Source organism: Desulfobacter hydrogenophilus (assembly GCF_004319545.1).
In the GTDB taxonomy this organism is placed as follows: Bacteria; Desulfobacterota; Desulfobacteria; order Desulfobacterales; family Desulfobacteraceae; genus Desulfobacter; species Desulfobacter hydrogenophilus.
Genome location: NZ_CP036313.1, coordinates 4,151,829 through 4,175,347, shown reverse-complemented (window position 1 = coordinate 4,175,347; position 23,519 = coordinate 4,151,829). Strand labels below are relative to the sequence as shown.

Sequence of the window (23,519 nt, the reverse complement as noted above, 5' to 3'; positions counted from 1 at the left end):
AGGGAAATATGATGACGCTTAAAACTATTTTTCACAAGCCAGTTGATCGACCGATTGAAGGGGTCATTAAAGCTGATGACGAAGCAAGTCTTCGCCTTGAAATTGAAGAATACGTCCTGACAAACGAAATTGAAAAACGGCTTGAATCCTTCCTGGATGCCTACAACAATTACGAAGGTGCCAACGGCGTTTGGGTTTCCGGCTTCTTTGGGTCCGGTAAATCTCATCTTTTGAAAATGCTGGCACTATTGCTCGGAAACCGGCAGATAAACGGGGACCGGACTCTTGATCTCTTTTTACCTAAATGTGGTGACAACGAGATTCTGCGCGGTGATCTCAAGCGGGCAGTTGCCATTCCATCGAAAAGCATTCTGTTCAATATCGACCAGAAAGCGGACGTCATCAGTAAAACACAGATCGATGCTCTCCTCGCCGTTTTTGTCAAAGTCTTTGACGAGATGTGCGGATACTACGGCAAGCAGGGACACATTGCCCAGTTCGAACGAGACCTCGACAGCCGTGGCCTCTACGAAAAGTTCCAATCTGCCTACGAAGCAACTGCCGGCAGGACATGGCACAAAGGCAGGGAGCAAGCTTTACTGGAGGCAAAAAACATTGCCAAAGCTTATGCACAGGCAACGGGTGAAGGTGAGGCGCAGGCCATAGGAATACTGGACAAATACCGGAGCCAATACCGTGTCTCCATAGAAGATTTTGCCGAACAGATAAATTTTTATATCCAACGGCAATCGAGTCAAGAGAATCAAAAAGGATTCCGGTTGAATTTCTTTGTTGATGAGGTCGGGCAGTACATTGCTGAGAACGTCAAACTGATGACCAACCTTCAGACCATTGCCGAAAGTTTGGCAACCAAATGTCGAGGCCGCGCCTGGGTCATTGTGACCGCCCAGGAAGACATGGGGAAGGTTGTGGGCGAGATGGGGAAACAGCAAGGTAATGATTTCTCCAAAATCCAGGCCCGATTTGCCAACAGGATGAAGTTAACCAGTGCCGACGTATCAGAGGTCATCCAGAAGCGCCTGCTTATGAAAACAGAAGATGGCATTGGCCTCCTAACGGATATTTATCAGGCCCAGTCCAACAATTTTAAAACCCTTTTTGACTTTGCCGACGGCTCTCAAACTTACCGAAATTTTCAGGATAGCGATCACTTCATTGACAGTTATCCATTTATTCCGTATCAGTTTGCACTCTTCCAGTCAGCCATTCAAAATCTGTCCCATCATAACGCATTCGAGGGCAAACACAGCTCAGTGGGTGAGCGCTCTATGTTGGGTGTCTTTCAACAGGTAGCTGTCCAGATAGGAGACTATGAAATAGGCCAATTGGCTACCTTTGATCTGATGTTTGAGGGGATTCGCACTGCGTTAAAATCCAACATCCAGCGCGCCATAATCCAAGCTGAGAATCATCTCGATGGCCCCTTTGCGATCCGTTTGTTGAAATCGCTATTCCTTGTCAAATATGTCAAAGAGTTTAAACCGACGATTCGGAACCTGTGCGTCCTGATGCTGGACTGCTTCAATCAGGATCTACCCGCATTGAGAACGCGCGTCGAAGAGGCCTTAAGTCTTCTGGAACAGCAAACCTATGTGCAACGTAATGGCGAGCTGTATGAGTACCTCACCGATGAGGAAAAAGACGTCGAGGAGGAAATTAAAAATACAGAGGTGGAGTCGTCAGATGTTGCCGCCGAGCTTGAAAAAATTGTTTTTGACCACGTCATCAAACATCGAAAGATTCGATATACTGAGAACGGCCAAGACTACCCATTCTCTAAAAAGCTTGATGATCGGCTGTACGGACGGGAGTATGAGCTGACCATCCATGTCATCAGTCCGTTCAACGAACATACTGATGATGAAGTAACCCTGAAAATGCAAAGTTGGGGACGTGATGAGCTCCTGATCCTGATGCCTGCGGATGAGCGCCTTGTTCGTGACATCCTCATGTATAAGCGAACTGAGAAATACATCCGCCAAAACATCTCGATCACCCAACAGGAGGCGGTTAGACGTATTCTAACCGACAAGGGCTTCCAAAACCAAGAACGGTATACCGAACTTCAAAAGACCATCCAAAGCCTTATCAGCAAAGCCAAACTGTTCGTTGCCGGTGCCGACATCGAAATCGGTTCCAAAGACACTCAGACCCGTGTGTTAGGAGGATTCCACGAGCTCGTCTCCCGTACATATCCAAACCTTCGCATGCTGCGCGGCATCACCTACAATGAAAACGACATTGCCAAATGCCTAAAAGCTTCACAACAGGGGCTGTTTGGCAATAATGCCACCGCTCTGGCCGAATCCGAACAGGAACTTTTGGCATTCATCCAGAGCAATAACCGGGGTGGCGTGCGCACCACACTGAAAAACATGCTGGAAAAATTCGAGCGCAAACCATACGGCTGGTACTACGCTGCCGTGCTTTGCACCCTGGCCCATCTGTGTGTCCGTGGTAAGGTCGAGGTCCGTACCGACGGCAATTTATTGGAAGAGGGAGACCTGGAACGAGCCCTGCGCAACACCCATGGTCACGGCAATGTCGTACTGGAACCCCAAGTCGAATTTACCGCGTCTCAAGTCCGAGTCCTCAAGGAATTTTTTGAGGACTTCTTCGACGCCCCGCCCGCTGCCTCCGAGGCAAAGGCGCTCGGCCTGGAAACCGGAACAGCACTCCAGGAACTCATACATCAACTCACTCCGCTTGCTGCTCAGGCATCCCAGTATCCGTTTCTGAATACATTGACACCGGTGCTTGAAAAACTTAAAGGACTCTCCGGCAAGCCATATACCTGGTATCTCACCGAACTTCCCCGTCAGGAAGACACGCTGCTCGACATGAAAGAAGGCGTCATTGACTCGGCCCGAAAGTTCATGAACGGACCTTTGAAAAGGATCTTTGATAACGCCCGGAAATTTGTCCAAACCCAGGAACCCAACTTTGCCTATATCGAGGGTGATGAAGCTACTCAGGTAGTCGCCAGCCTAAACGATCCGGAATGCTTTAAAGGCAATTGTATGCAGCAGGTCAAGACTCAAGTCGAAACCCTACAGGAGAAAGTCGACGCCCAGATTAGGGCCGAGATTGCCAACGCCGAGGAGACGGTTGATGACCTCAAAAGCCGTCTCTGTGGCATGGTTGAATTCGCTACTTTAAACGGAGAGCAGCAGGAGCAGATCACCCAACCTTTCAGCGAATTTAAAGCTTCTATTGGGCGTCAGAAGTTGATTGCCGTTATTCGGGACTCTCTGCGCCGGTTTGAAGAAGGCGAATATCAGCGTCAGCTCTCTCGGATAACAAGCTGGGCACAACCGGCACCATCGCCGAAGTCTGCACCTGAAACCGGCAGAACCGGCACTCCAGATAAAGGCAGTACACCCACGCCACCGCCCAAACCCGACCCTCGCATCGAGTATGTGCCAAGCCGGTCAGTAAAGGTCTCATTCGAGAAAGCCTGGCTGGCAGACGAGACTGATGTGGATGGCTATCTTGCATCCATGCGTGAGGCACTGCTGGAAGAAATTCGAAAAGGCAAAAGGATTCAAATATGATTGAACGACTCGAACTGAAGAATTTCACGGTTTTCAAAGACCTTACACTGGATTTTTCACCCAAGATCAATGTGATCATTGGTGAAAATGGCACGGGAAAAACCCATCTGCTCAAGGCAGCCTACAGCCTTTGCGCTGGTGCGCCGATGTTTAAAAGCAAACATGATACCAGTGAAAAAGAGATCGAAGAGATGCTGACAGCCAAGCTGTGCCGCCTTTTCATGCCACTGGATGACAAATTCGGCAAAATGCATCGTCAGGGAGCGACCGACAAGGCCTATCTGTCGGCTCGGTTCGTTCAGGGGCAAGAAATTGCCGCGACCTTTTTCAACAATTCCAAGAAGCTGGCCATCCAGGATCGTGTCAACTTCGAGCAGTACCAAGCCGAAGCTATCTTTATCCCGACCAAGGAAGTCCTCTCCCTGGTGAAAGGAATGACCGATGAAAACCATGATCAAAACACTGTAGACCTTATTTTTGATGACGGATATGTGGACTTGGCAAATGCATTGATGAAATCTCCTCATGAAGATATAGAGGCCAAAATCAACCTTGATCCACGTCTTAACACAATTATTCCACAATTGGTTAACCTAATCGGTGGACGCTATCAGTGGGATAATGGTGGTTTTTGCTTTCAGGAGGGCAAATATGTTGAGAAACCATCGCCCAAACGAACACAAGCCAAAGCCGCACAGATTTACCAAGATTCCATAGTTACTGAGTTCATGGCAACGACTGGGCATCTGTATTCAAGCAGCATGACAGCAGAAGGATTCAGAAAGATTGGTATTCTGCATCGACTCTTGAGCAACGGAACAGTATTCCCCGGTTTGAGTGGCCCACTGTTCTGGGATGAACCTGAGTCAAACATGAATCCTAAACTAATGGAGCGAATCGTGCGTATCCTGCTGGAGCTGGCACGCAACGGCCAGCAGATCATTCTGGCAACCCATGACTATGTCCTGCTCAAATGGTTCGACTTGCTCATGGACAAGGGCAAAGATGACCATGTGCTTTTCCATAGCCTTTACTGTGACCCGGAAACATCCGAGATCAAAGTTGCCTTCACCGAGGACTATCAGGAGATAACGCCAAATCCAATTGATGAGGCCTTTGGATTTCTCATCAACCAGGAGATCGAAAACGACATGGGAGGCCTCGGTAAATGAAGATTGTTGAGGCTGATGGTTTCGAATTTCGATTTGAGGATGCTCTGGATGCGTTCGTTTTTGACGAGACGGACAGCTCAAAACACTCATTCCACGGTGTACCCATGAAAGGCGTTGACATCGTTGCCGAGTTTGAAGAAGCCTATGTTTACGTGGAAATGAAGGATTATTATGACTCGTCTATTTACGACGTCCTTGGCGCGGCGACTGATGAGGAGAGAAAACTACGGCAAAAAAGCTTCAAGTGGCTGAAGAACTATCTGAAATACAAATTCAGGGATTCCTACCTCTATCGGTACGCCGAACAGAAGGTGGAAAAGCCTGTTCACTACGTCTGCCTGCTCACCTTTGACAACGCCTTGAACAGCCGGATGCAGAAATCTTTGAAGCGGGAGTTACCTGTAGGTAAAGCATCACGCCGCTGGGTCCTGGCCCTGGCCAAAAGCTGTCAGGTCGTAAACGTGGACAAATGGAACGAAAACTTCCCGAAATGGCCTGTCACTCGCTTGGCCGATGCTGCAGCCGGAGGAGCCTAAATAGATGAAAACAGCAAAACTCAAAAAATTCGCCCAGTTCGCCCGGCGCAGCCTTATGGAGCAAGTCTCTGCTAAGGTAAAACTGGTGCAGGCAGAGAAAAGCGCAGCCCAACGTGGAAGCACGGAGGCCATCAAGAAGTTGGAAGAGGCGATCAACGCCAACGGTAAGGAACAGGTCATTGAACGGGTGGCCTATATCTGGTTCAACCGTTTTTGTGCCCTGCGTTTCATGGATACCAACCGATATAGCCGCATCGGCGTGGTGTCTCCTGCTGAGGGGCAATTCCAGCCTGAAATCCTCGCCGAGGCTAAGATGGGGTACATCGATGAGGAGATGGTGACGGAGAAAGCCAGGCAGCAGATCTTTGCCCTTCTCGACGGCAAATCGCCCAGCCGTGATCCTCAGGGCAAGGCCTACCGCATGCTGGTGGTTGCTGCCTGCAACTTCTGGAATAAGGCCATGCCGTTCCTGTTTCAGCGTATTGATGACTACACCGAATTGCTGATGCCAGAGGACCTGCTCTTGGGCAACTCCATCCTGGCGTATACCCGCGAGGCAATGACAACCGATGTCTGTAAGGATGTGGAGGTGATCGGCTGGCTTTACCAGTTCTACATCTCTGAGAAGAAAGATGATGTGTTCACGGGGCTCAAGAAAAATAAAAAGATTACTCCAGATAATATTCCCGCCGCCACCCAGCTCTTCACTCCTCATTATATTGTGCGCTACCTGATGGAAAACTCCTTGGGCCGCCTGTGGCTGCTCAATCGCCCCGACTCCAAGCTGATTAAGCAGATGGATTACTACATCCCCCCTGCGGGTGATAAGCAGGTTGAAACTGATTTCTTGCGCATTGCAACACCCGAAGATATCAAAATTTGCGACCCGGCCTGCGGCTCCGGCCACATGCTCACCTACGCCTTTGAACTGCTATATGCCATCTATGAGGAGGAAGGCTACGAACCTGCAGAAATCCCGGAGAAGATTCTCACTCACAACCTTTACGGCATTGAGATTGATGAACGCGCCGGAGAATTGGCTGCCTTTGCCTTGACTATGAAGGCCCGGGCAAAACAGCGCCGGTTCTTCAATAAGAGGATCAAGCCGAACATCTGCGTGCTGGAAAATATCCGGTTTGACGAGGGTGAGCTTAAAGACTACACGGATTTTTTGGGACATGACCTGTTCACCGTACAACTATTATCCACCCTGCGCCAATTCGAAGAGGCCGATAACTTCGGATCCCTGATTCGCCCGGAGGCCAACGATGTGAGCAATATTCTCAAGACTCTGGAATCAAAAAACACTTCCGGGCATCTATTCCTCAACATGACCCATCAGAAGGTACTGCAAGCCCTGCGGCAGGCCGATTACCTCAGCCCAAAATACCATGTGGTGATTGCCAATCCGCCGTATATGGGAGGTAAGGGGATGAATCCAAAATTATCAGCATGGGTCAAGGATAACTACCCGGATAGCAAATCTGATTTATTTGCTATGTTTATTGAGCGCAATCTTGAACTCTCAAAAAAATTCGGCTCGGTCGCCATGATCACGATGCAGAGTTGGATGTTCCTTTCTCGTCATGAGAAATTACGGCGAAAGATTCTTGAAAATGCTCCTGTTCAAGATATGGCTCACCTCGGAACCAATGCATTCGACAGCATCAGTGGAGAGGTTGTTTCTACAACCGCCTTCATCTTGCATAATGCTGTAAATATAAGTCTTTACGGTCGATTTATTGACTTAAAAGATGGAAGATCAGAAAACGAGAAAAAGAATCTGCTTTTTGACGCAGCGGCAGGTAGTAGGCCAATTTATTCCACTTCGGCTAAGGAGTTTGTTTCAATTACTGGGGCGCCAATAGCATATTGGTTGTCTCAAAATTTCCGACGTAACTTTCAGGCTCTTCCTGCAATTAAGGATGTTTTCAAACCAGCGGTCGGTCTTAATACTGGAGACAATGATAGATTTTTACGTCAATGGTTTGAAGTTTCATTTCAAGGGATTTATTTTTCATGCGATTCTATTGAATCTGCTAAGGAGTTACCTCAAAGGTGGTTCCCATACAATAAAGGCGGATCATATAGAAAGTGGTATGGGAACCAATCATTTATTCTTAATTGGGAAAATAATGGGTTTGAGCTTAAAGAGTTCGCCAGGAAAAGAAATGCCGGCAAACATTGGTCGAGATATATTCAGAATTTAGACCGCATGTTCCAAGAATGCATTACATGGTCAGATATAACCACTAATTCATTTGCAGCCCGGTATTCTCCAAAAGGCTTTCTATTCGATGTAAAGGGATCTTCTGGCATTCCAACTTTTGAGGGAAGGATTGATGTCATCCTTTCGCTCCTCTGCAGCAAGCTAATGCCAGCATTCATGAAATGCGTTAATCCAACCTCAACGTTTCAAGTTGGTGATCTTTCTCGCGTACCATATAAATGTCCATCGACCTTAACCGTGCAGAGAAGATCAACCGAACAATTCAGTTTGGTTGCCATTTCGAAAAGGGATTGGGATTCCTATGAAATCTCCTGGGGCTTCACCAGTCCGCCTCTCATAAATCCCGACTACCACGAGCCAACCCTGAAGGCCACCTATCAGAAGCTACGCGCCCATTGGCAAAAGATAGCACTGGAGATGCAGCGGTTGGAGGAAGAAAACAACCTTATTTTTATCAATGCTTACGGCCTACAGGATGAGCTTACACCCGAGGTGCCGCTCAACGAGATCACCCTAACCTGTAACCCGCATTACCGCTATGGTAAAGACAAAAGCGAGGAAGAACTTGAAGCTTTGCTACTGGCCGACACTATGCGCGAGTTGGTCTCCTATGCTGTGGGCTGTATGTTTGGCCGTTACGCGTTGGAAAAGCCGGGGCTGATTTTGGCAAACCAAGGCGAGAGTATAGAAAATTATTTGGAAAGGATTTCGGAGCCTCGTTTTCAGGCTGATGACGACAACGTCATCCCCTTGCTAAACGGCGACTGGTTCTCTGATGACATTGCCGAACGGTTCCGCAAGTTCCTGCGTGTGACCTTTGGTGAGGCCCACTACGAGGAAAACTTAGAGTTTGTTGAAAAGGCGCTTAATATTAAGGGCAAACGCAACTACAGCATCCGCAATTATTTTCTCAGTGAATTTTACATCGACCATTGGAAACGCTACAAGAAGCGTCCCATTTACTGGCTGTTTTCAAGCCCCAAGGGCAGCTTTAACGCGCTAATATACATGCACCGATACCGCCCGGATACGGTCAGCGTGGTACTCAACGACTACCTGCGCGAGTTCAGCACCAAACTTACTTCCCACAAAAACCATCTGGAGGCTGTCAGCATCAGTGCAAGCAGTAGCCAAGCTGAGAAGACCCGAGCCATCAAGGAGATCGAAAAGATAACCAAAATGATCGCCGAGATGGAGGAATACGAGCACGATGTGCTCTACCCGTTGGCCACCGAGCAGGTAGATATCGACCTTGATGATGGCGTAAAGGTCAACTACCCCAAATTCGGCAAAGCTTTAAAGAAAATAACCGGACTTAGCAAATGAACAACCGTATAGCCAAGGCCCTGACCAAACTCTTTGACCGGTACCGGATAATCTTCTGGTATGATGCCAAGCAGGAACTGCGTGGCGACTTTGAGGCGTTGTCGCTGCCCTGTGTCGAGAAGCTGGAACTCACCAACAACGAGTACGGCATCAAATACCGGATTTTGCGAGAACAGCCAGAACAGAAATTCCTGCTCTACCGAGAAGGCCCTCAGCCTCCTGATATGGATAACTGGCTACTGGATGTACAACTGGCCCACGGCGAGTTCCGCACTGATCAGGTAGCCATCTGGCTGTCCGAGCTTGCACTTGGCCTGGAGTTCACAGATGTAGTGCAGGCCCATGCAGAGTTTTTCCAGGCAGTCAAACGCAAAGATGCCCTCAAAAAAATGCTGAACTCAGACGACACCGCAGGACAGATTCGCCTGAAGATGCTGGCGGTATGCACAGGCAGTGAGCCTCGCATGGATGCGGTGGTGGAAAACCTGCTACAGGAACTGGCTAACTGTAGGGATGCAAAGATCAACTTGGTCGGCCGGTGCAACCTCGATGGGTTCCTCTGGGAACAGATGACTCGCTGCTATGGCTACAAGTCTGGCGAGCCGGGTATCCGTGATTTTTCAATCGAGCTATTCAAGTCATGCTATGCCATGGGCACTGACGGTCAGGTGAAGCTGACCGGAGACGCTTTGGTGTATCTCAAGCGTTGGAAAGACAGTCGTCAGTTTGAAGGCGGTTTTGAAGCTCTCTCTGGAGAGTGTGCGGAGGTTCTTGGCATTGAACAGGATCTGGCCAAACGGGATTTCCGAGAATTGATGGAACTGGATTATTTTCGCCTGATCGATCAGAAAATCATCAGTGATTTGGTCCGGGCTGTGGCATCGTCCACGGTCACAAGCCCGGATGTATCGCTCTGGATCCGCCAGCGGCGGCAAAGTCATTGGTATAAAGAATACCGCCATTTGTACGAGACTGTCGATTACGCGGCCCAGTTTACCCATGCCCTGGCCGAGGTTAAACTCACCATGGACAGTCTGGCCGAAGGCGTTCAACGCTACAGCCGATTCTGGTACCGGCTCGATCAACTCTACCGCAAGTTCACATTTCACGTGCGCATGTCTGGGCAGGCATCACTGATAGGCAGCCTCACTGATCAGATTGAAAATCTCTACGCCAACAATTACCTGCTCAAGCTGGGAGACCGCTTCCAGACTTTTGTTGATGAGGCATCCAAATGGGAAGCCTTTCCAGTGATCAAACAGAAGACCTTTTTTAAGCACTGGGTGCGTCCCTTCCTGCGCAAGGACAACAAGATCTGCGTGATTATCTCCGATGCCATGCGCTATGAAATCGGAGATGAGCTGCTGAGTCTCATCCGCCAGGAAGATCGGTACAGTGCTGAACTGGAACCAGCACTTTCAATGCTGCCCAGCTACACTCAGCTCGGTATGGCGGCGCTACTGCCCAATGAGGTGCTGGCGATTGCTAACAACGAAACCGGCAGTGTGTTGGTAGATGGGCAAAGCTCTCAGGGAACGGCAAACCGCATCAAGATTCTCGGTCAATCCGCGGGGGCTCGTGCAACGGCCTGCAAGGCCGATGAATTGATGGCTATGAGGGGAGACGACTGCCGGGCGCTGGTACGCGATCATGACGTGATCTACGTCTACCATAACCGAATCGACGCCACCGGAGACAAGCGGGAGTCTGAGGAGCGGGTTTTCGAAGCAGTAGAAGACAGCCTGCAAGAACTCATTCGTCTAATCAAAAAACTAAACAATGCCAATTTATACAACTTCTTAGTTACTGCTGATCACGGCTTCATCTACCAAAACCGAGCTATTGATGAAAGTGACTTTTCCGGAGTGGATGCCGAGGGCGATCATATTCTGTTTCGTGACCGCCGCTTCGTGCTGGGCAAGGGACTTGCCGAAGCACATAGCCTGCACAAGTTCACCTCCGAGCAACTTGGCCTTACTGGTGAGGTGGAGGTGCAGATTCCCAAGTCGATTAACCGCCTGCGCCTGAAGGGTTCAGGCTCTCGCTTTGTGCATGGCGGAGCATCGTTGCAGGAGGTGGTGATCCCGGTACTAAAGATTAATAAAAGGCGCAAAAGTGATGTGACCACCGTCGAGGTGGATATACTACGCGGAGCCAGCTCGGTGATTACCTCCGGGCAATTGGCGGTGACCATGTACCAGGCCGGACCAGTAACGGATAAAATCCAGCCGCGTGTGCTGCGGGCTGGTATCTATACGGAGGCAGGTGACCTGATCTCCGACAGCCACGACCTTACCTTCGACCTATACTCGGATAATCCCCGGGAACGAGAACTACAGGTACGCTTTGTACTGACCCGTAAGGCCGACGACGTCAACGGTCAGGAGGTCATTCTTCGTTTAGAGGAAAAGCATGCGGGGACGTCACATTATAAAGAATACAAGACGCTCCGGTACTTGATGCGGCGCTCATTTACCAGCGATTTCGACTTTTAAGGATAGGTGACCAATGAACGAACTTGACCAGAAAATAAACACACACTTCCCAGGACTCGTTGTCCGTAAAGATCTTGTCAAGACGGTTAAAGGAAACGCCATTGTTCCCTCCTACGTTTTGGAATACCTACTGGGGCAGTATTGCGCCACCTGTGATGAGGCAAGTATCCAGACCGGCATCAAGACGGTCAAAGAGATACTGCGCAAGCATTACGTTCATCGCAACGAAGCGGGGCTGGTCCGCTCGAATATCAAAGAGAAGGGGCGTTACAAGGTAATCGACAAGATCAGCGTGGCGCTGAACGACAAGGCAGATGTCTACGAGGCGGAGTTTTCCAATCTCGGCATCAAGAAGGTGCTGGTAGATTCGGGTACGGTCAAGATCCACCCCAAGCTGCTGGTCAGCGGTGTGTGGTGTATTGCAGACATCGAATATGAATTCACCGAAGAAAAGAACGCCAGCCCCTGGATCATGTCGACGCTCAAGCCGATTCAGCTATCTCATTTCAGTTTTGATGATTACGTAGAGGCACGTAAACAATTTACTACCGACGAGTGGATTGACCTGCTTGTTCAAAGCATCGGCTTCAACCCAGATATGTTCGGCAAACGCAGCAAGCTGACCCAGCTGGTCCGCCTGATCCCATTTTGTGAGCGCAATTACAACCTGATTGAGCTTGGCCCTAAGGGAACCGGCAAATCACACATCTATTCAGAGTTTTCACCCCACGGCATTCTGATTTCCGGCGGAGAGGTCACGGTTCCAAAGCTGTTCGTAAATAACTCTACTGGAAAAATCGGTCTGGTCGGCTACTGGGACTGTGTTGCCTTCGACGAGTTTGCCGGAAAGAAAAAACGCGTGGACAAGGCTTTGGTCGACATCATGAAGAACTACATGGCCAACAAGTCCTTCTCACGCGGCGTTGAGACGCTGGGTGCTGAGGCATCTATGGTCTTTGTGGGCAACACCCAACACACAGTGCCATACATGCTCAAACACTCAGACCTATTTTGCGAACTACCCGAAAAATTCTACGACTCAGCATTCCTCGACCGCATCCATTTCTATATCCCTGGCTGGGAAGTTGACATCATCCGAGGCGAAATGTTTTCCAGCGGTTACGGGTTTGTAGTGGACTATCTGGCCGAAATCCTGCGTTCGCTGCGCAATTATGATTACTCGGACCGATACAAAAAGCACTTTACCCTCTCCTCCGATATTTCAACCCGAGATCGTGATGGTATCAACAAGACATTTTCAGGCCTAATGAAAATTCTCTTCCCGCATGACGGGGCGACCAAGGAAGAGATAGAGGAACTGTTACGGTTTGCCATTGAAGGCCGAAAACGTGTCAAAGACCAATTGATGCGAATGGATTCTACATACAACAATGTCTGTTTTTCCTATATCGATGCAGAGGGAAAAAACAACCCTGTCACCACCCTTGAAGAAGAGGAGAATCCCAACCACTACCACAAAACCATTGCTGTGGAAGAAGATGGTATAATACCCGATACGGCAGAACCCATCGTGCAACCGGTTAATCACCAACCCTTAACAGTTCTCAAGGAGCAACATCTCACGTTTCAGGAAAACCAGAAAGGAATCTCTTTTGATACGCTGTTAGGCCCCTATCTCATTGGTGCGACTGAGATTACGGTTACCGATCCGTACATCCGTTTATTCTACCAGATGCGTAATTTCATGGAATTTCTGGAAACGGTAGTTAAACATAAGGCACCGGACGAGGAAGTGGACATTCATCTATTGACTTCGGAAGATGATTTCAAAAGTGAACAGCAGAAGGAAAACTTAGAAAAGATGAAAAAGTCTGCCAGGGCTTTGGGGATCAATTTCACCTGGGAATTCGACGACACTGGCACCATACATGCCCGCCACATAGTGACCGACTGCGGTTGGAAAATATCTCTTGATCGAGGTCTCGATATCTTTCAGCATTATGAGATGAATGATGCTTTTACTTTCACAAATCGACTGCAGCAGTTTCGGCCTTGCAAGGCGTTCGAGGTAACGTTTATAAAATCAGAGGGTGTTGAGGCTGGCAATTGAATGGATTTCAAAATACAATAACGACTGAAAATTCCGTGGATTTGTCTGGCCACAAGATCTGGTATCTTTTAGTTTTTTTCTTCGGCCATAAGAGCGTGTCTGAAAAACATTTCCCCTTTTATCCCTCGAAAGCCAGTCTACGAGCCATTATTCGAATCATAGCGATCTGAATTGGCCTAACAGGAGGGTCGCTGTTCTGAGATACAGTTTATGAAGCATGGGCGTTATTTCCCAGATGGAGCGGGAAATTAAGGCTGAACGCGCCGCTGGCGGTAGAGCGGCGGCCAAGGGAAGAAGAAGGGTATTTTGGCACAACGCCCGAAAAGGTATATTTTGGAGATTATGCGTCAAATTTTTCACTGATCGCGCCTTTGACCATTTCCTAAATAATTTCTTGAATGTCGATGGCATCCCCCGATCCTGGGCTTTGGTGAGTTCGCAACGGCCACCATCAAAATGAGAGATCGGCTTGACGTTCTTTGGGCGTTAAGGCGGTGTACGGCCATGAAAAGCGCCAAAGTAGAGTCGATCAAGGTCGCCAGTTGAGGGCTGGATCACAAAATGCTCCTTTTCGGGCGTTGTGCCAAAATACCCTATTGCAAGTTTCGGACACAGAGACTATTCAAAATCCGGCAACTGTTTTTCAGGAAACGCCCTTGTCCAAGAGGTATTAGTAAATTAAAGCCCATTGAAATAAAAAAAGCCAGAATACCAAAACATTCAATGGAATAAAAATTATAGCCAATGTTTTCTATTGTAAGTTTTTTGAAACTAAATTTATGACTGATTTTACGCCAAAATAAACTATTTTTAATTATTACAGTGAGATAAAAGTATCAACGAAAACGGCCTTTCCGATGTATTCAACCAATTTCTGTCACATGATATGCCAAATTTTGTAACATCAACTTACCATTTCCATTGGGGTCTCCTTACTCTATGATTGATCAAAATGCTATCCAGGCTTCGAATATAAACTGTCAGCATATTGGTGGAGATACTGGAAAAATACACGGCATATTATTTGCAGTGACTTTCTGTTTGAATCTATGAGTGTGAGACCATACCAAACCGGTGGCAAACCCTAAGGATTGAGGATTTAATAACACCCGAAAGTGTTTTTATTTAAGACCTGTAATCAAGCAAGTCAAACGCTCAATTTAGGAAATAGTTAAATCCGCAGTCCTAAGCATGGGCCTGGAGAAATCATTTCTACTGCCTTTGTTGAATCAACTGTGAATGAAGTGGCACTGGTACCCTTGAATAGGTAGTCTATTTATCCGAACGAATAAGGATAGATCGTGTGAGGAACGAACCACGATCTTATCCGATTGTTGAACAAGCCCGGCCAAAATGAGCCGGGCTTTCCATATATATGAAAATATCTTTTTGAGGATTAAGGATCTGAAAGGATTGTGATTTCCGGGCGCCGGAGGTAAGACGCACCTATAGCGTGGCCCTTTTTAGGGCTTTCTAAAAAAACCGGATTATTTCATAGTGTTGTTCACCTCCAGTTAAATTGAGATTTGGTTTCTACCTTTTGTTTATTCTATCCTGCACCGGTAGGTTTTATTCCGAGGATTTTCATAGGCTTCCCGCAATGGGGGCATTTAAAAACAGGCCTTGGCCGACGCACTATTGCCATAATCCGGACGTGGAGAATCATCTGTACCAGGAAGAGCAGTTTTTTGGCATTTCCGTGAAGAAAGCCGTAATCCCTTGCCCTACGAAATCCCCGGGGCAACACGTGAAGCAGGATCAGGTGCAGAAAATCTTCACCTTTAAGAGTTCGACTACACACCTCCTTGGTTTTGCCGTCAATATACCTGAAGGTAACCTGGCCGTCCTGGTTGGCAATAATATTACGTTCGCTGATCACTCCCCGGTATAAATATCTGGACAGGTACTTCAGGGCTGAGATGCCGGTTCCGCCCCTGGCACAATCGACAACCCATTTGGGACGGGCACCTTTGGGAATCGGCAATTGTTCTTTGTTCAATCCGTCCAGAAAACGTGCCCGAAAAACCTTGGCCAGGGCTTTTTGGTTAAACAAATACTTGCCTTTTTTCTTTTTCCATTGCCGCCTGGATGGATCAACACCGCCACCTGGAACAACTACGTGGATATGCGGGTGGAAATCCAGCCTTCTGCTATGAGTGTGAAGAACCATGGTCATACCGATTTGAGCCCCAAGGTGCCGGGGGTTAAGCCCAAAGTCTTTCAATGTGCTGGATACACATGAAAACATCAGGGAATAAACTGCCCGTTGATTCCGGTATGCCACATCCCTGAACTGACAGGGCAAGGTAAAAGTCACCATGAAATATTGGACGGGAAGCTGTTTATTTTGCTGCCGGTCGATCCATTGGCTTGTCTCATGGTTCTGACAATGGGGACAATTACGGTTTCCGCAGGATAGTGGATGCTGTTGTGTATGATTGCAGCCTGGACAGACCGTATAAATCTGCCCGACGTCTGGTGTGCGGCAACTAAGTATGGCGTTTAAGGCTTTAATCTGTTCCGGCAATACCGTATCCCCGTAACGAGTCAGAAATGCATCATAATATTCGTCAATGATATTAAAAAGTCGCATGATTACACCTTCCAGAAATCTACATGAATGGTGTTAATTAAATCATTGATGGTCGTCCTGCAGTCCTTTTCCGTGACATCAGTAAGGTGTGCGTAACGTGCAGTTGTTTCAGGGCGAGCATGGCCGAGAAGGGCCTGGATGTGGCGAAGGCTTAAGCCATTTTCAAGAAGATGGGTGGCAAAACTGTGTCGTAAAGAGTGTATGGAGACTTTTTTTTAATGCCGCATTCGGCAACGACAACCTTCATGGCATTTTGAACACCACCCCGGTCCATATGGGACTTTGCCTTTTGGATGGTTTCCAGTGAGCCTTTGGCATTGGGGAAAAGAAGCTTGGGGTGCTGATGTCTTTTCCATAGTTCCCGCAGTCCGATCAGGGTGCGGTCCGGTAGGGGAATTAACCGGTCTTTATGGCCTTTTCCTCTCCGGATATGGACAAGTTTTCGTGCTGCATCAACATCTCTCACTTGTAGGGACAATGCCTCTCCCAAACGCAGGCCCATGGAATAAGTTGTCAGCAGGAAAACCCGGTAACGCAGTTTGCGTGTCGAACCGATCAGCTTTTCCACCTCACCAGGAGTCAAAATGTCCGGAATGGTTTTAACCTTAGGCGGCTTGACAATATTCAACCAATTCCATTCTTTTTTCAAAACATATTTCCAGAAATGCTGGAGTCCAAGGCGATCAATTTTGACTGTACTCCATGAATGTGAGTCAACCAGATCGGAAAAGTAATCTTCAAGTTGTTCGGGGTCGAGTTTGTCCGGGCAGCAGTCAAAGTAATCTCTTACCCGTCGGATGGCCCTGGAATAAGCATCAATGGTTTTTTGAGCCTTTCCCTGAAGTTTAAGGGTTTTTAAATGGCGCTCATAGAGTTCGTTAAAACGATTTACTTCGGATGTGTTCATGGTATACTCCTTTAATTATAGATATTTGGGATCTTCCGTTTGATCCCACAATTAGGAGTATACATAACTTTGGGGTTTTCCGCCGCGCGAGCGGCTTCGTTCAACAACCTTTAGAAGAAGGGGTTCAGCATCTCTTGTAAATCATAGCAGTTGGAAATAGACTTGTTTTGGGCTGTTTTCTGTACGTTAAGACGGAGGTTATCCAGTATTTTTAACTTTATACGCTACCCATTAAAGGGTACCAGTGCCAACAATACCAATCGATGATATTTGCAAGACGTTGGGAATATCACAATCAACTCTTTATCGGTACCTAAAAATTCGGGGAAATAATAAATGAACTTTGAACAACCCAAACCTGACTCTAAAAAATATTCTGACCTTATCTCGGAAATCCAAAAAGGGATTATCAAAATCCCCAAGTTTCAACGTGATTTTGTTTGGAGTATCGATAAAACCGCTAAATTGCTCGACAGCATTCTAAAAGGCTATCCTATCGGAACCTTTATCTTATGGCAGACCGATGAACGTATAAATGACATAAAAAATGTAGGAAATCTCAATATACCGCCGACACCGGACGGCAACAAAGTACAGTATGTTCTTGATGGACAGCAACGCATTACGTCACTTTTTGCAGCCTACCTGGGTGCAGAAATCCAAAAAATAGGCGAAAAGAAAACCACCGATTACAACAATATCTACGTTAACCTTGATGTAGATATCGAAGAGAATGACGAACAGGTGATTGCCCCTGAGCCCATCGGTGATCATTTCCTTTCCTTATCTGATGTGTTGAACTTCATGGACCGGATGACCGATATTCAAAACCGTTTTAGTAAAGAGCACTTCAAACAGATACATGCTTATTCACGTGCCTTTGACACCTACGATTTTTCAACAGTACTGTTGCGTAAAGAAGATATCGAATCCGCCATTGAAGTTTTTACCCGTATTAATACTGGTGGTCAGACCCTCACCTTGTTTGAAATTATATCGGCAAAAACCTATGACGAAAAACAGCAGTTTGATATGCAATCTAAATGGGGCTCTCTTATTAAAGAGTTAAAAAAAATTAAATACGAAAGTATCTCCAGTGCCGTTGTTCTAAGTATATTGTCACTTGTTTTAAGCCGCACAAAAGAATGTAAACGTAAAACAATCCTATCCCTGAATAAGCAGGAAATTATTGATACATGGAGCAAGGTTATTTCTGCCTTAAAAGACAGTATCGATTATTTCCGGACCACATACAGAATCCCTGTCTCGCATCTATTGCCTTATGACTCTCTATTAGTACCATTTGCCTATTTTTTCTATTACAAACAGGATAGACCAGAAGCGGGGCAGCGCAAATATCTGGAAGAGTTCTTCTGGCGAATGTCACTCTCTTTCCGTTATTCAAGCTCTGCAGAATCTCGACTGGCTCAAGATATCAAGCGTATAGATAAAATTCTTGCGGGTGTACGTCCTGAATATAGCGATATCAAAATTTTCCTCGACTCACCACAGTCTCTTATCGACACCAATTTCAGTGCAGGCAATAGTTATTGCAAGGCTGTTATATGTTTATTGGCTTATCAGGAACCGAAAGATTTTCGAGATAATAGCAAAGTGATTTTAGATAATTCTTGGCTTAAGGTAGCTAACAGCAGAAATTATCACCACTTTTTCCCAAAAGCATATCTCAAAGGAAAAACTACTCTTGAGAGTAACAGCCTGATGAACATAACGTTGGTAAGTGAACATCTCAACAAACGAAAAATTGGAGCTAAAGCACCTTCAGTATATATCGGAGATTTTGAAGTTCAAAACAGCGAAATCAATACGGCTCTCAATTCTCATTTTATTGATATTAAAGGCCATGGTATTGAGTCCAATGATTATAAACAGTTCCTAACTGCCCGAGCTGAGAAAATTTTCACCCATCTAAAATCTCGCATTGAACTAACCCACACAGAGCCAGCAAATGAGGAGATTGAGGAACTAATACTTAGCGGGGAAAGTGAATCCGTGGAATTCAAATCCACGCTGCGCTATGATCTGCGCCAAAAAGCAGTGAATAAAGCATTGGAGTATGTGATTGCAAAAACCATTTCAGCTTTTTTGAATAGTACCGGAGGAAATCTTTTTATTGGTATCGATGACAATCAAAATGTTTTGGGTCTTAATGATGATATAAGCACTCTAAAAAAGCGTGATATCGATGGATTTGAACTGCAACTGGTTGAAGTTATAAAAAAATATATCGGTAAAGAATTCAGTTCCCATATAAAAATAAACTTCCCAGAATATGACGGACAAAATATTTGTCGTATTTCGGTGTCCCAAAGTAGTCGGCCTGTTTTCGTTAGCTTTAAAGACAAAGAAAATTTTTTTATTCGCTCTGGTTGTTCTTCTCAGCCATTAAGCCGTGAAGAACAAAGTATTTATGAAAAAGAGCATTGGAGTTAATAAGAAAATAATACTTAACCCATGCGATATTTCGGGTGTGTCCCACCTTTTACATATCCATTATATGGCCTCATGAAAACATAGCTATTTTCACCCAATATAGTGGACCCCATAAACTGGACAAGATGTTAAGATAAAATATAACTGTCCAGAAACCAGAAAGGGGTCCATTTTGAAACGAAAAAATTACAATAACGATTTAAAAAGTAAGGTCGCATTGGCAGCCATAAAAGGAAATCAAACTGTCAATGAAATTGCCTCTGAGTTCGGTATTCATACGAGCCTTGTAAATAGATGGAAAAAAGAAGCAATAGAAGCCCTTCCATTGGTATTTGGCAATAGCCGGGCAAAACAAACGAAAGAAACCGAGATTGAACGTGACCGTCTATATCAAAAGGTCGGCCAACTTCAGGTAGAACTGGATTGGCTAAAAAAAAACACCGGACACCTTTAATGAGTATTGAAGAGAAAAAGCAGCGGATTCAACCCAAGCACCCCAAACTCAGTATTCAAAGGCAATGTGAGCTGATAGGACTTCCTCGTTCCAGCTATTACCGTGAAGGCCTAACCGGACAGGAAACACCTAAAAATCTGGAGCTAATGAGACTGATTGACAATGAATATACGGCTCATCCTTTTTATGGCACCCGCCAGATGCGCAATGTACTCAGACGCAAAGGACATAAAATTGACCGCAAACGGGTTCAGCGATTGATGCGGAAAATGGGAATTCAATCCATTGCACCTAAGCCGAATACCAGCAAAGCTCATCCCCAAAATAAAGTGTATCCATATCTTTTGAGGAACTTAGATGTAACCAGATCAAACCAGGTGTGGTGTACAGACATCACATATATCCCGCTTGCAGGTGGATTCGTTTATTTGACCGCAGTCATGGACTGGCACAGTCGTTATGTCCTCTCCTGGGAGCTTTCAATCACCATGGATAGTGAATTTTGTGTATCCGCTCTTGAGAGAGCGTTAAGATGTCATGGAACACCCGATATCTTTAACACGGATCAAGGATCTCAATACACAAGTCATGAGTTTACAAAGGTATTGAAAGATAAAGACATTAAAATTAGTATGGATGGGAAAGGCCGGTGTCTGGACAATATTTTCATCGAACGGTTATGGCGCAGTGTGAAGTATGAAGAAATTTACGTAAACGAATTTCAATCCGTTGACCAACTGCGCAAGTCCCTGAAAAAATATTTTAATTTTTATAACCATGAACGACCGCACCAGAGTTTTAAAGGGCAAACGCCAGCCGAAACATATTATGGTCAGAATCAGTTGAAATCGGTTGGGTGATACGGACGCTCTTCCCCAAAACCCGCTCCAGCGGAAGCCAATCCCTTCCGACGAGCAGATTTGGAGTGCCCATTCTCAGGGCCTGGCTTCCACTTCCGCTAGCTGTTGGAGAAAACCTAAGAGATGACGCTTAAATTAGATAGAAAACTGTCTTGACATTGGGGTCCACTATACAATACAACCAAACTTTTTCGTTGACTCGTCAATTTTATTTTCTGGCCGCGTCCTCTCATCTCCCATTTCAAGGTCGTCCCTATATAATAATGTTGCATGAAAAAAAATAGTGGCCGGATTCTTGGTGGATATTTGTTAGACATAAAAGGCATTATGTCTAACAAAATTATTGCCGTGATTTTTGGGTGTGATAGGGTAGGATGAAAATTTTTGTTATGGTTTTGTAGTTTTTGGCAGATGAATTGGAAAAAAGGAGCAGATGGAAAAATGGATAAGGATTTGATTGTCGGATCTGAAAAAAAAGTGTCTGTCCTGAACGCGCTCAAAGAGATCCCTGAAGAATTATTGTGGAAAGCCAATTTTAATTCTGATAATTCCATTGAAACGTACGATAAGGCGATTCATTCTTTTTTGGCGTTCATCGGAGTCTCGTCTCCAGAAGAGCTGAGAGATATTCACCATGGCCATGTTATCGCGTTTAAGAAATTTTTACAGAACGAGGGTCACAGTCCCCGGACGATCAACAACCGGCTGTCTGCCATTTCATCCCTGTTCAATCACCTGATCGATAACCAGGTCGTTAAAATTAATGTGGCCCAGGGTGTTCGGCGGATGCCGGTGAATTCCGACCGGGTGGAAGCTAAGGTGCTAACGCCGGAGGAGGTCCGGAAGATGTTGAATGCGCCGAATACTGATAAGTTGCAGGGGCGGAGAGACAAGGCAATTTTGAGCACGTTATTCTTCACCGGCTGCAGGGTCTCTGAAGTCTGCACGCTTACGGTCAAAGATTTCTACCAGGAACAAGGTTTTTATGTTCTGGACTTCTGGGTGAAAGGCGGGAAACGAAACCGCCTGGCCATTAATCAAGAGCTGCAGAGTGCCATCAGGGAATATTTGAGGATTGCCGACCATGAAGATGAAAAGGAGCGCTTTTTGTTTTTGCCGGTAAAGCCTGCCCCCGGAAAATCGGATAAAAACAGAAAGCTGAACCGGAAAACCGTTGATTATCTGTTTAAGAAGTATGCCAGGTTGGCAGATGTTTACGGGGTAACACCCCACGCCGCCCGGGCCACCTTTATTACCCAGGCCCTGGAGAACAATTGCCCCATTGAGGCGGTACAGAAAACGGTTGCCCATGCCCAGATCAAGACCACCCAGATGTATGACAAGCGGGTGGCCCGGTACCGGGAAAGTGCGAGCTTTGCGGTGAGGTATTGATCGCTCCCCTATATAATAAGGTATAACCCAGCGTAACTTTTCGTTCCATTGATTGTCAAACTCCAATACTTCCGGGACAAAAGTTTCCAAATTGAAACGGGATTACACTAAAACCGGCATGGATACTATGATTTCATCTTTTTTCTAAAAATGCGATTTTTTGAAAACCAAATTCTTCTTAATATTCAATGATTTATAGAATTGGTATTAGCGATTTTTAAAATTGATTTTGGCCTTGAAAGGCTCTATTGACAAGGGTTTTAAGAGGGTCCGAGGAAATTTGGCGGTTTTGTGTGAAAACCCCCAAGAGGATTTGGCAGATATCATCAACATTGCCATCGAGGAGCTGGTTCGCCATAAACATGAATTTCCAGCGTTTAGCGCCCTACGCCGATTTGCGTATGAAGGAAGGGCCAATGTTAATGAAAAACTATACCGGCAAATCACACGCAAGCTTACAAAAAAAGATAAAAAAAACCTGGATCGGCTTTTTGTTGTTGAGGAGGATCAGCAAATAAGCCCTTGGCAAGCCGTTAAATCCGAGCCTAAAAATTTAACTCGTCAAAATTTGAAAGAGCGGATTGAATATAATACGTGGATTGATCAATATGTCACCGGTCTCAATGCTCTAAATCTCATACCGGATGTAAAGATAAAGAAATTTTCATCTGAAGCCAAAAGCATGAAGGCTGCAGAAATGGAAGACCTCAAGCTTTACAAGAAATACGCATTGGCGATTACACTCATCACGGTCCAAAAGGCGGTCAGTCTCGATGACCTGGGCGAAATGTTTATCAAACAAGTCACCAACCTCCGGCAAAGCCGGAGGCTTGAAAAATGTGAACCGCTCAAAGCGGGTAAATTATTGGCCGCCTCAAAGGCGGCATACGGTTACCGGACTTGGCTGAACAAATCTAATTGTTCCAAGCGCCTGTCTTCTTTCTCCTGATTTTGTATGTAGGCTCGAATAACTTCCTCATCACGTCCCACTGTGGAAACGTGATACCCTCTTGCCCAAAATTTTTGTCCGGTGAAATTCCGACGACGTCCCATATAATTGCGTGCTATGGATATAGCACTTTTACCTTTGATGTAGCCCACCACTTGAGCTACTGAATACTTTGGCGGTATTGCAATAAGGATATGCACATGGTCCGGCAATAAATGTCCTTCCAAAATCTCACTTTCTCTATCTTTTGCCAAATCCCTCAAAACTACCCCAAGGTACTGACGAAGTTCCCCGAATAGCTGTTTCTTTCGATATTTTGGAATCCACGTTATATGGTATTTACATTCCCACTTACTATGGCTTAAACTACATACACTCTTCATAAAAGTCTCTCCTTTTAGAACTTTGGCGGTTCACTATGGAGAGGCTTTTTAAAGAGTTTCCCGTAAAAGTCAAACTTTTGTGGGTCCCCCGGCAAAGCCGGGGGTTTACTTTCAATTAATTA

General features: G+C 46.1%; 14 protein-coding genes and 1 pseudogene. 11 read left to right on the top strand and 4 right to left on the bottom strand.

Features of this window, described 5'->3' with window-relative positions:
- Positions 1-8 precede the first annotated feature (8 nt).
- From brxC to brxL, 6 genes are read left to right on the top strand one after another with little or no spacing between them, the layout of a single operon-like run.
- On the top strand, positions 9-3,575 hold the full coding sequence (gene brxC / locus EYB58_RS18510) for a BREX system P-loop protein BrxC (RefSeq protein ID WP_111959628.1): 3,567 nt from the start codon (positions 9-11) through the stop codon (positions 3,573-3,575).
- Positions 3,572-4,747: an AAA family ATPase gene (locus EYB58_RS18505; protein ID WP_111959626.1), complete on the top strand. Its 1,176-nt coding sequence runs from the start codon at positions 3,572-3,574 to the stop codon at positions 4,745-4,747. The genes brxC and EYB58_RS18505 overlap by 4 nt, the downstream gene beginning before the upstream one ends.
- Positions 4,744-5,283, top strand: coding sequence for a hypothetical protein (locus EYB58_RS18500; RefSeq protein WP_111959624.1), 540 nt, complete (start codon positions 4,744-4,746; stop codon positions 5,281-5,283). The genes EYB58_RS18505 and EYB58_RS18500 overlap by 4 nt, the downstream gene beginning before the upstream one ends.
- Before the next feature lie 4 nt (positions 5,284-5,287).
- A complete protein-coding gene (gene pglX, locus EYB58_RS18495) occupies positions 5,288-8,839 on the top strand; it encodes a BREX-1 system adenine-specific DNA-methyltransferase PglX (protein WP_111959622.1) in 3,552 nt (1,183 codons plus the stop codon).
- Positions 8,836-11,334, top strand: a complete 2,499-nt coding sequence (gene pglZ, locus EYB58_RS18490; protein ID WP_111959621.1) for a BREX-1 system phosphatase PglZ type A — start codon at positions 8,836-8,838, stop codon at positions 11,332-11,334. Before pglX ends, pglZ begins: the two co-directional genes overlap by 4 nt.
- 13 nt (positions 11,335-11,347) lie before the next feature.
- Positions 11,348-13,405 carry a BREX system Lon protease-like protein BrxL gene (gene brxL, locus EYB58_RS18485; protein ID WP_111959619.1) on the top strand — a complete coding sequence of 686 codons (2,058 nt, stop codon included), beginning with the start codon at positions 11,348-11,350 and terminating at the stop codon, positions 13,403-13,405.
- A 1,549-nt stretch (positions 13,406-14,954) separates the two neighbouring features.
- Here brxL and EYB58_RS18475 read toward each other — a convergent pair.
- Genes EYB58_RS18475 through EYB58_RS18470 form a run of 3 tightly spaced genes read right to left on the bottom strand, consistent with a single transcriptional unit; the run spans position 14,955 to position 16,905 of the window.
- The gene (locus EYB58_RS18475) at positions 14,955-15,998 is read right to left on the bottom strand and encodes an IS91 family transposase (RefSeq protein ID WP_131072110.1); all 1,044 of its coding nucleotides are present in this window, start codon (positions 15,996-15,998) and stop codon (positions 14,955-14,957) included.
- 2 nt (positions 15,999-16,000) lie between these two features.
- Positions 16,001-16,201, bottom strand: a complete 201-nt coding sequence (locus EYB58_RS24865) for a tyrosine-type recombinase/integrase (protein ID WP_207309180.1) — start codon at positions 16,199-16,201, stop codon at positions 16,001-16,003.
- Entirely contained in the window at positions 16,150-16,905 is a 756-nt protein-coding gene (locus EYB58_RS18470) for a tyrosine-type recombinase/integrase (RefSeq protein ID WP_207309081.1), read from the bottom strand. Before EYB58_RS18470 ends, EYB58_RS24865 begins: the two co-directional genes overlap by 52 nt.
- A 244-nt stretch (positions 16,906-17,149) precedes the next feature.
- Here EYB58_RS18470 and EYB58_RS24860 point away from each other — a divergent pair, with 244 nt between their 5' ends.
- The 5 genes and pseudogenes from EYB58_RS24860 (at position 17,150) to EYB58_RS18445 (ending at position 23,014) form a co-directional block, all read left to right on the top strand.
- Positions 17,150-17,245, top strand: a complete 96-nt coding sequence (locus tag EYB58_RS24860; RefSeq protein ID WP_111958678.1) for a helix-turn-helix domain-containing protein — start codon at positions 17,150-17,152, stop codon at positions 17,243-17,245.
- Positions 17,242-19,359 (top strand): GmrSD restriction endonuclease domain-containing protein, encoded by a 2,118-nt coding sequence (locus EYB58_RS18460; RefSeq protein ID WP_111958680.1) that lies wholly within the window; start codon positions 17,242-17,244, stop codon positions 19,357-19,359. Before EYB58_RS24860 ends, EYB58_RS18460 begins: the two co-directional genes overlap by 4 nt.
- A 169-nt stretch (positions 19,360-19,528) precedes the next feature.
- A pseudogene (locus tag EYB58_RS18455) lies at positions 19,529-20,673 on the top strand (IS3 family transposase).
- Positions 20,674-21,114: 441 nt separating this feature from the next.
- Entirely contained in the window at positions 21,115-22,065 is a 951-nt protein-coding gene (locus EYB58_RS18450) for a tyrosine-type recombinase/integrase (protein WP_242637431.1), read from the top strand.
- A 289-nt stretch (positions 22,066-22,354) separates the two neighbouring features.
- Positions 22,355-23,014 carry a hypothetical protein gene (locus tag EYB58_RS18445; RefSeq protein ID WP_131072109.1) on the top strand — a complete coding sequence of 220 codons (660 nt, stop codon included), beginning with the start codon at positions 22,355-22,357 and terminating at the stop codon, positions 23,012-23,014.
- Here EYB58_RS18445 and tnpA read toward each other — a convergent pair.
- Complete coding sequence (gene tnpA, locus EYB58_RS18440) at positions 22,957-23,397, bottom strand: IS200/IS605 family transposase (RefSeq protein ID WP_111958684.1); 441 nt, start codon at positions 23,395-23,397, stop codon at positions 22,957-22,959. The genes EYB58_RS18445 and tnpA overlap by 58 nt on opposite strands.
- Between the last annotated feature and the right edge of the window lie 122 nt (positions 23,398-23,519).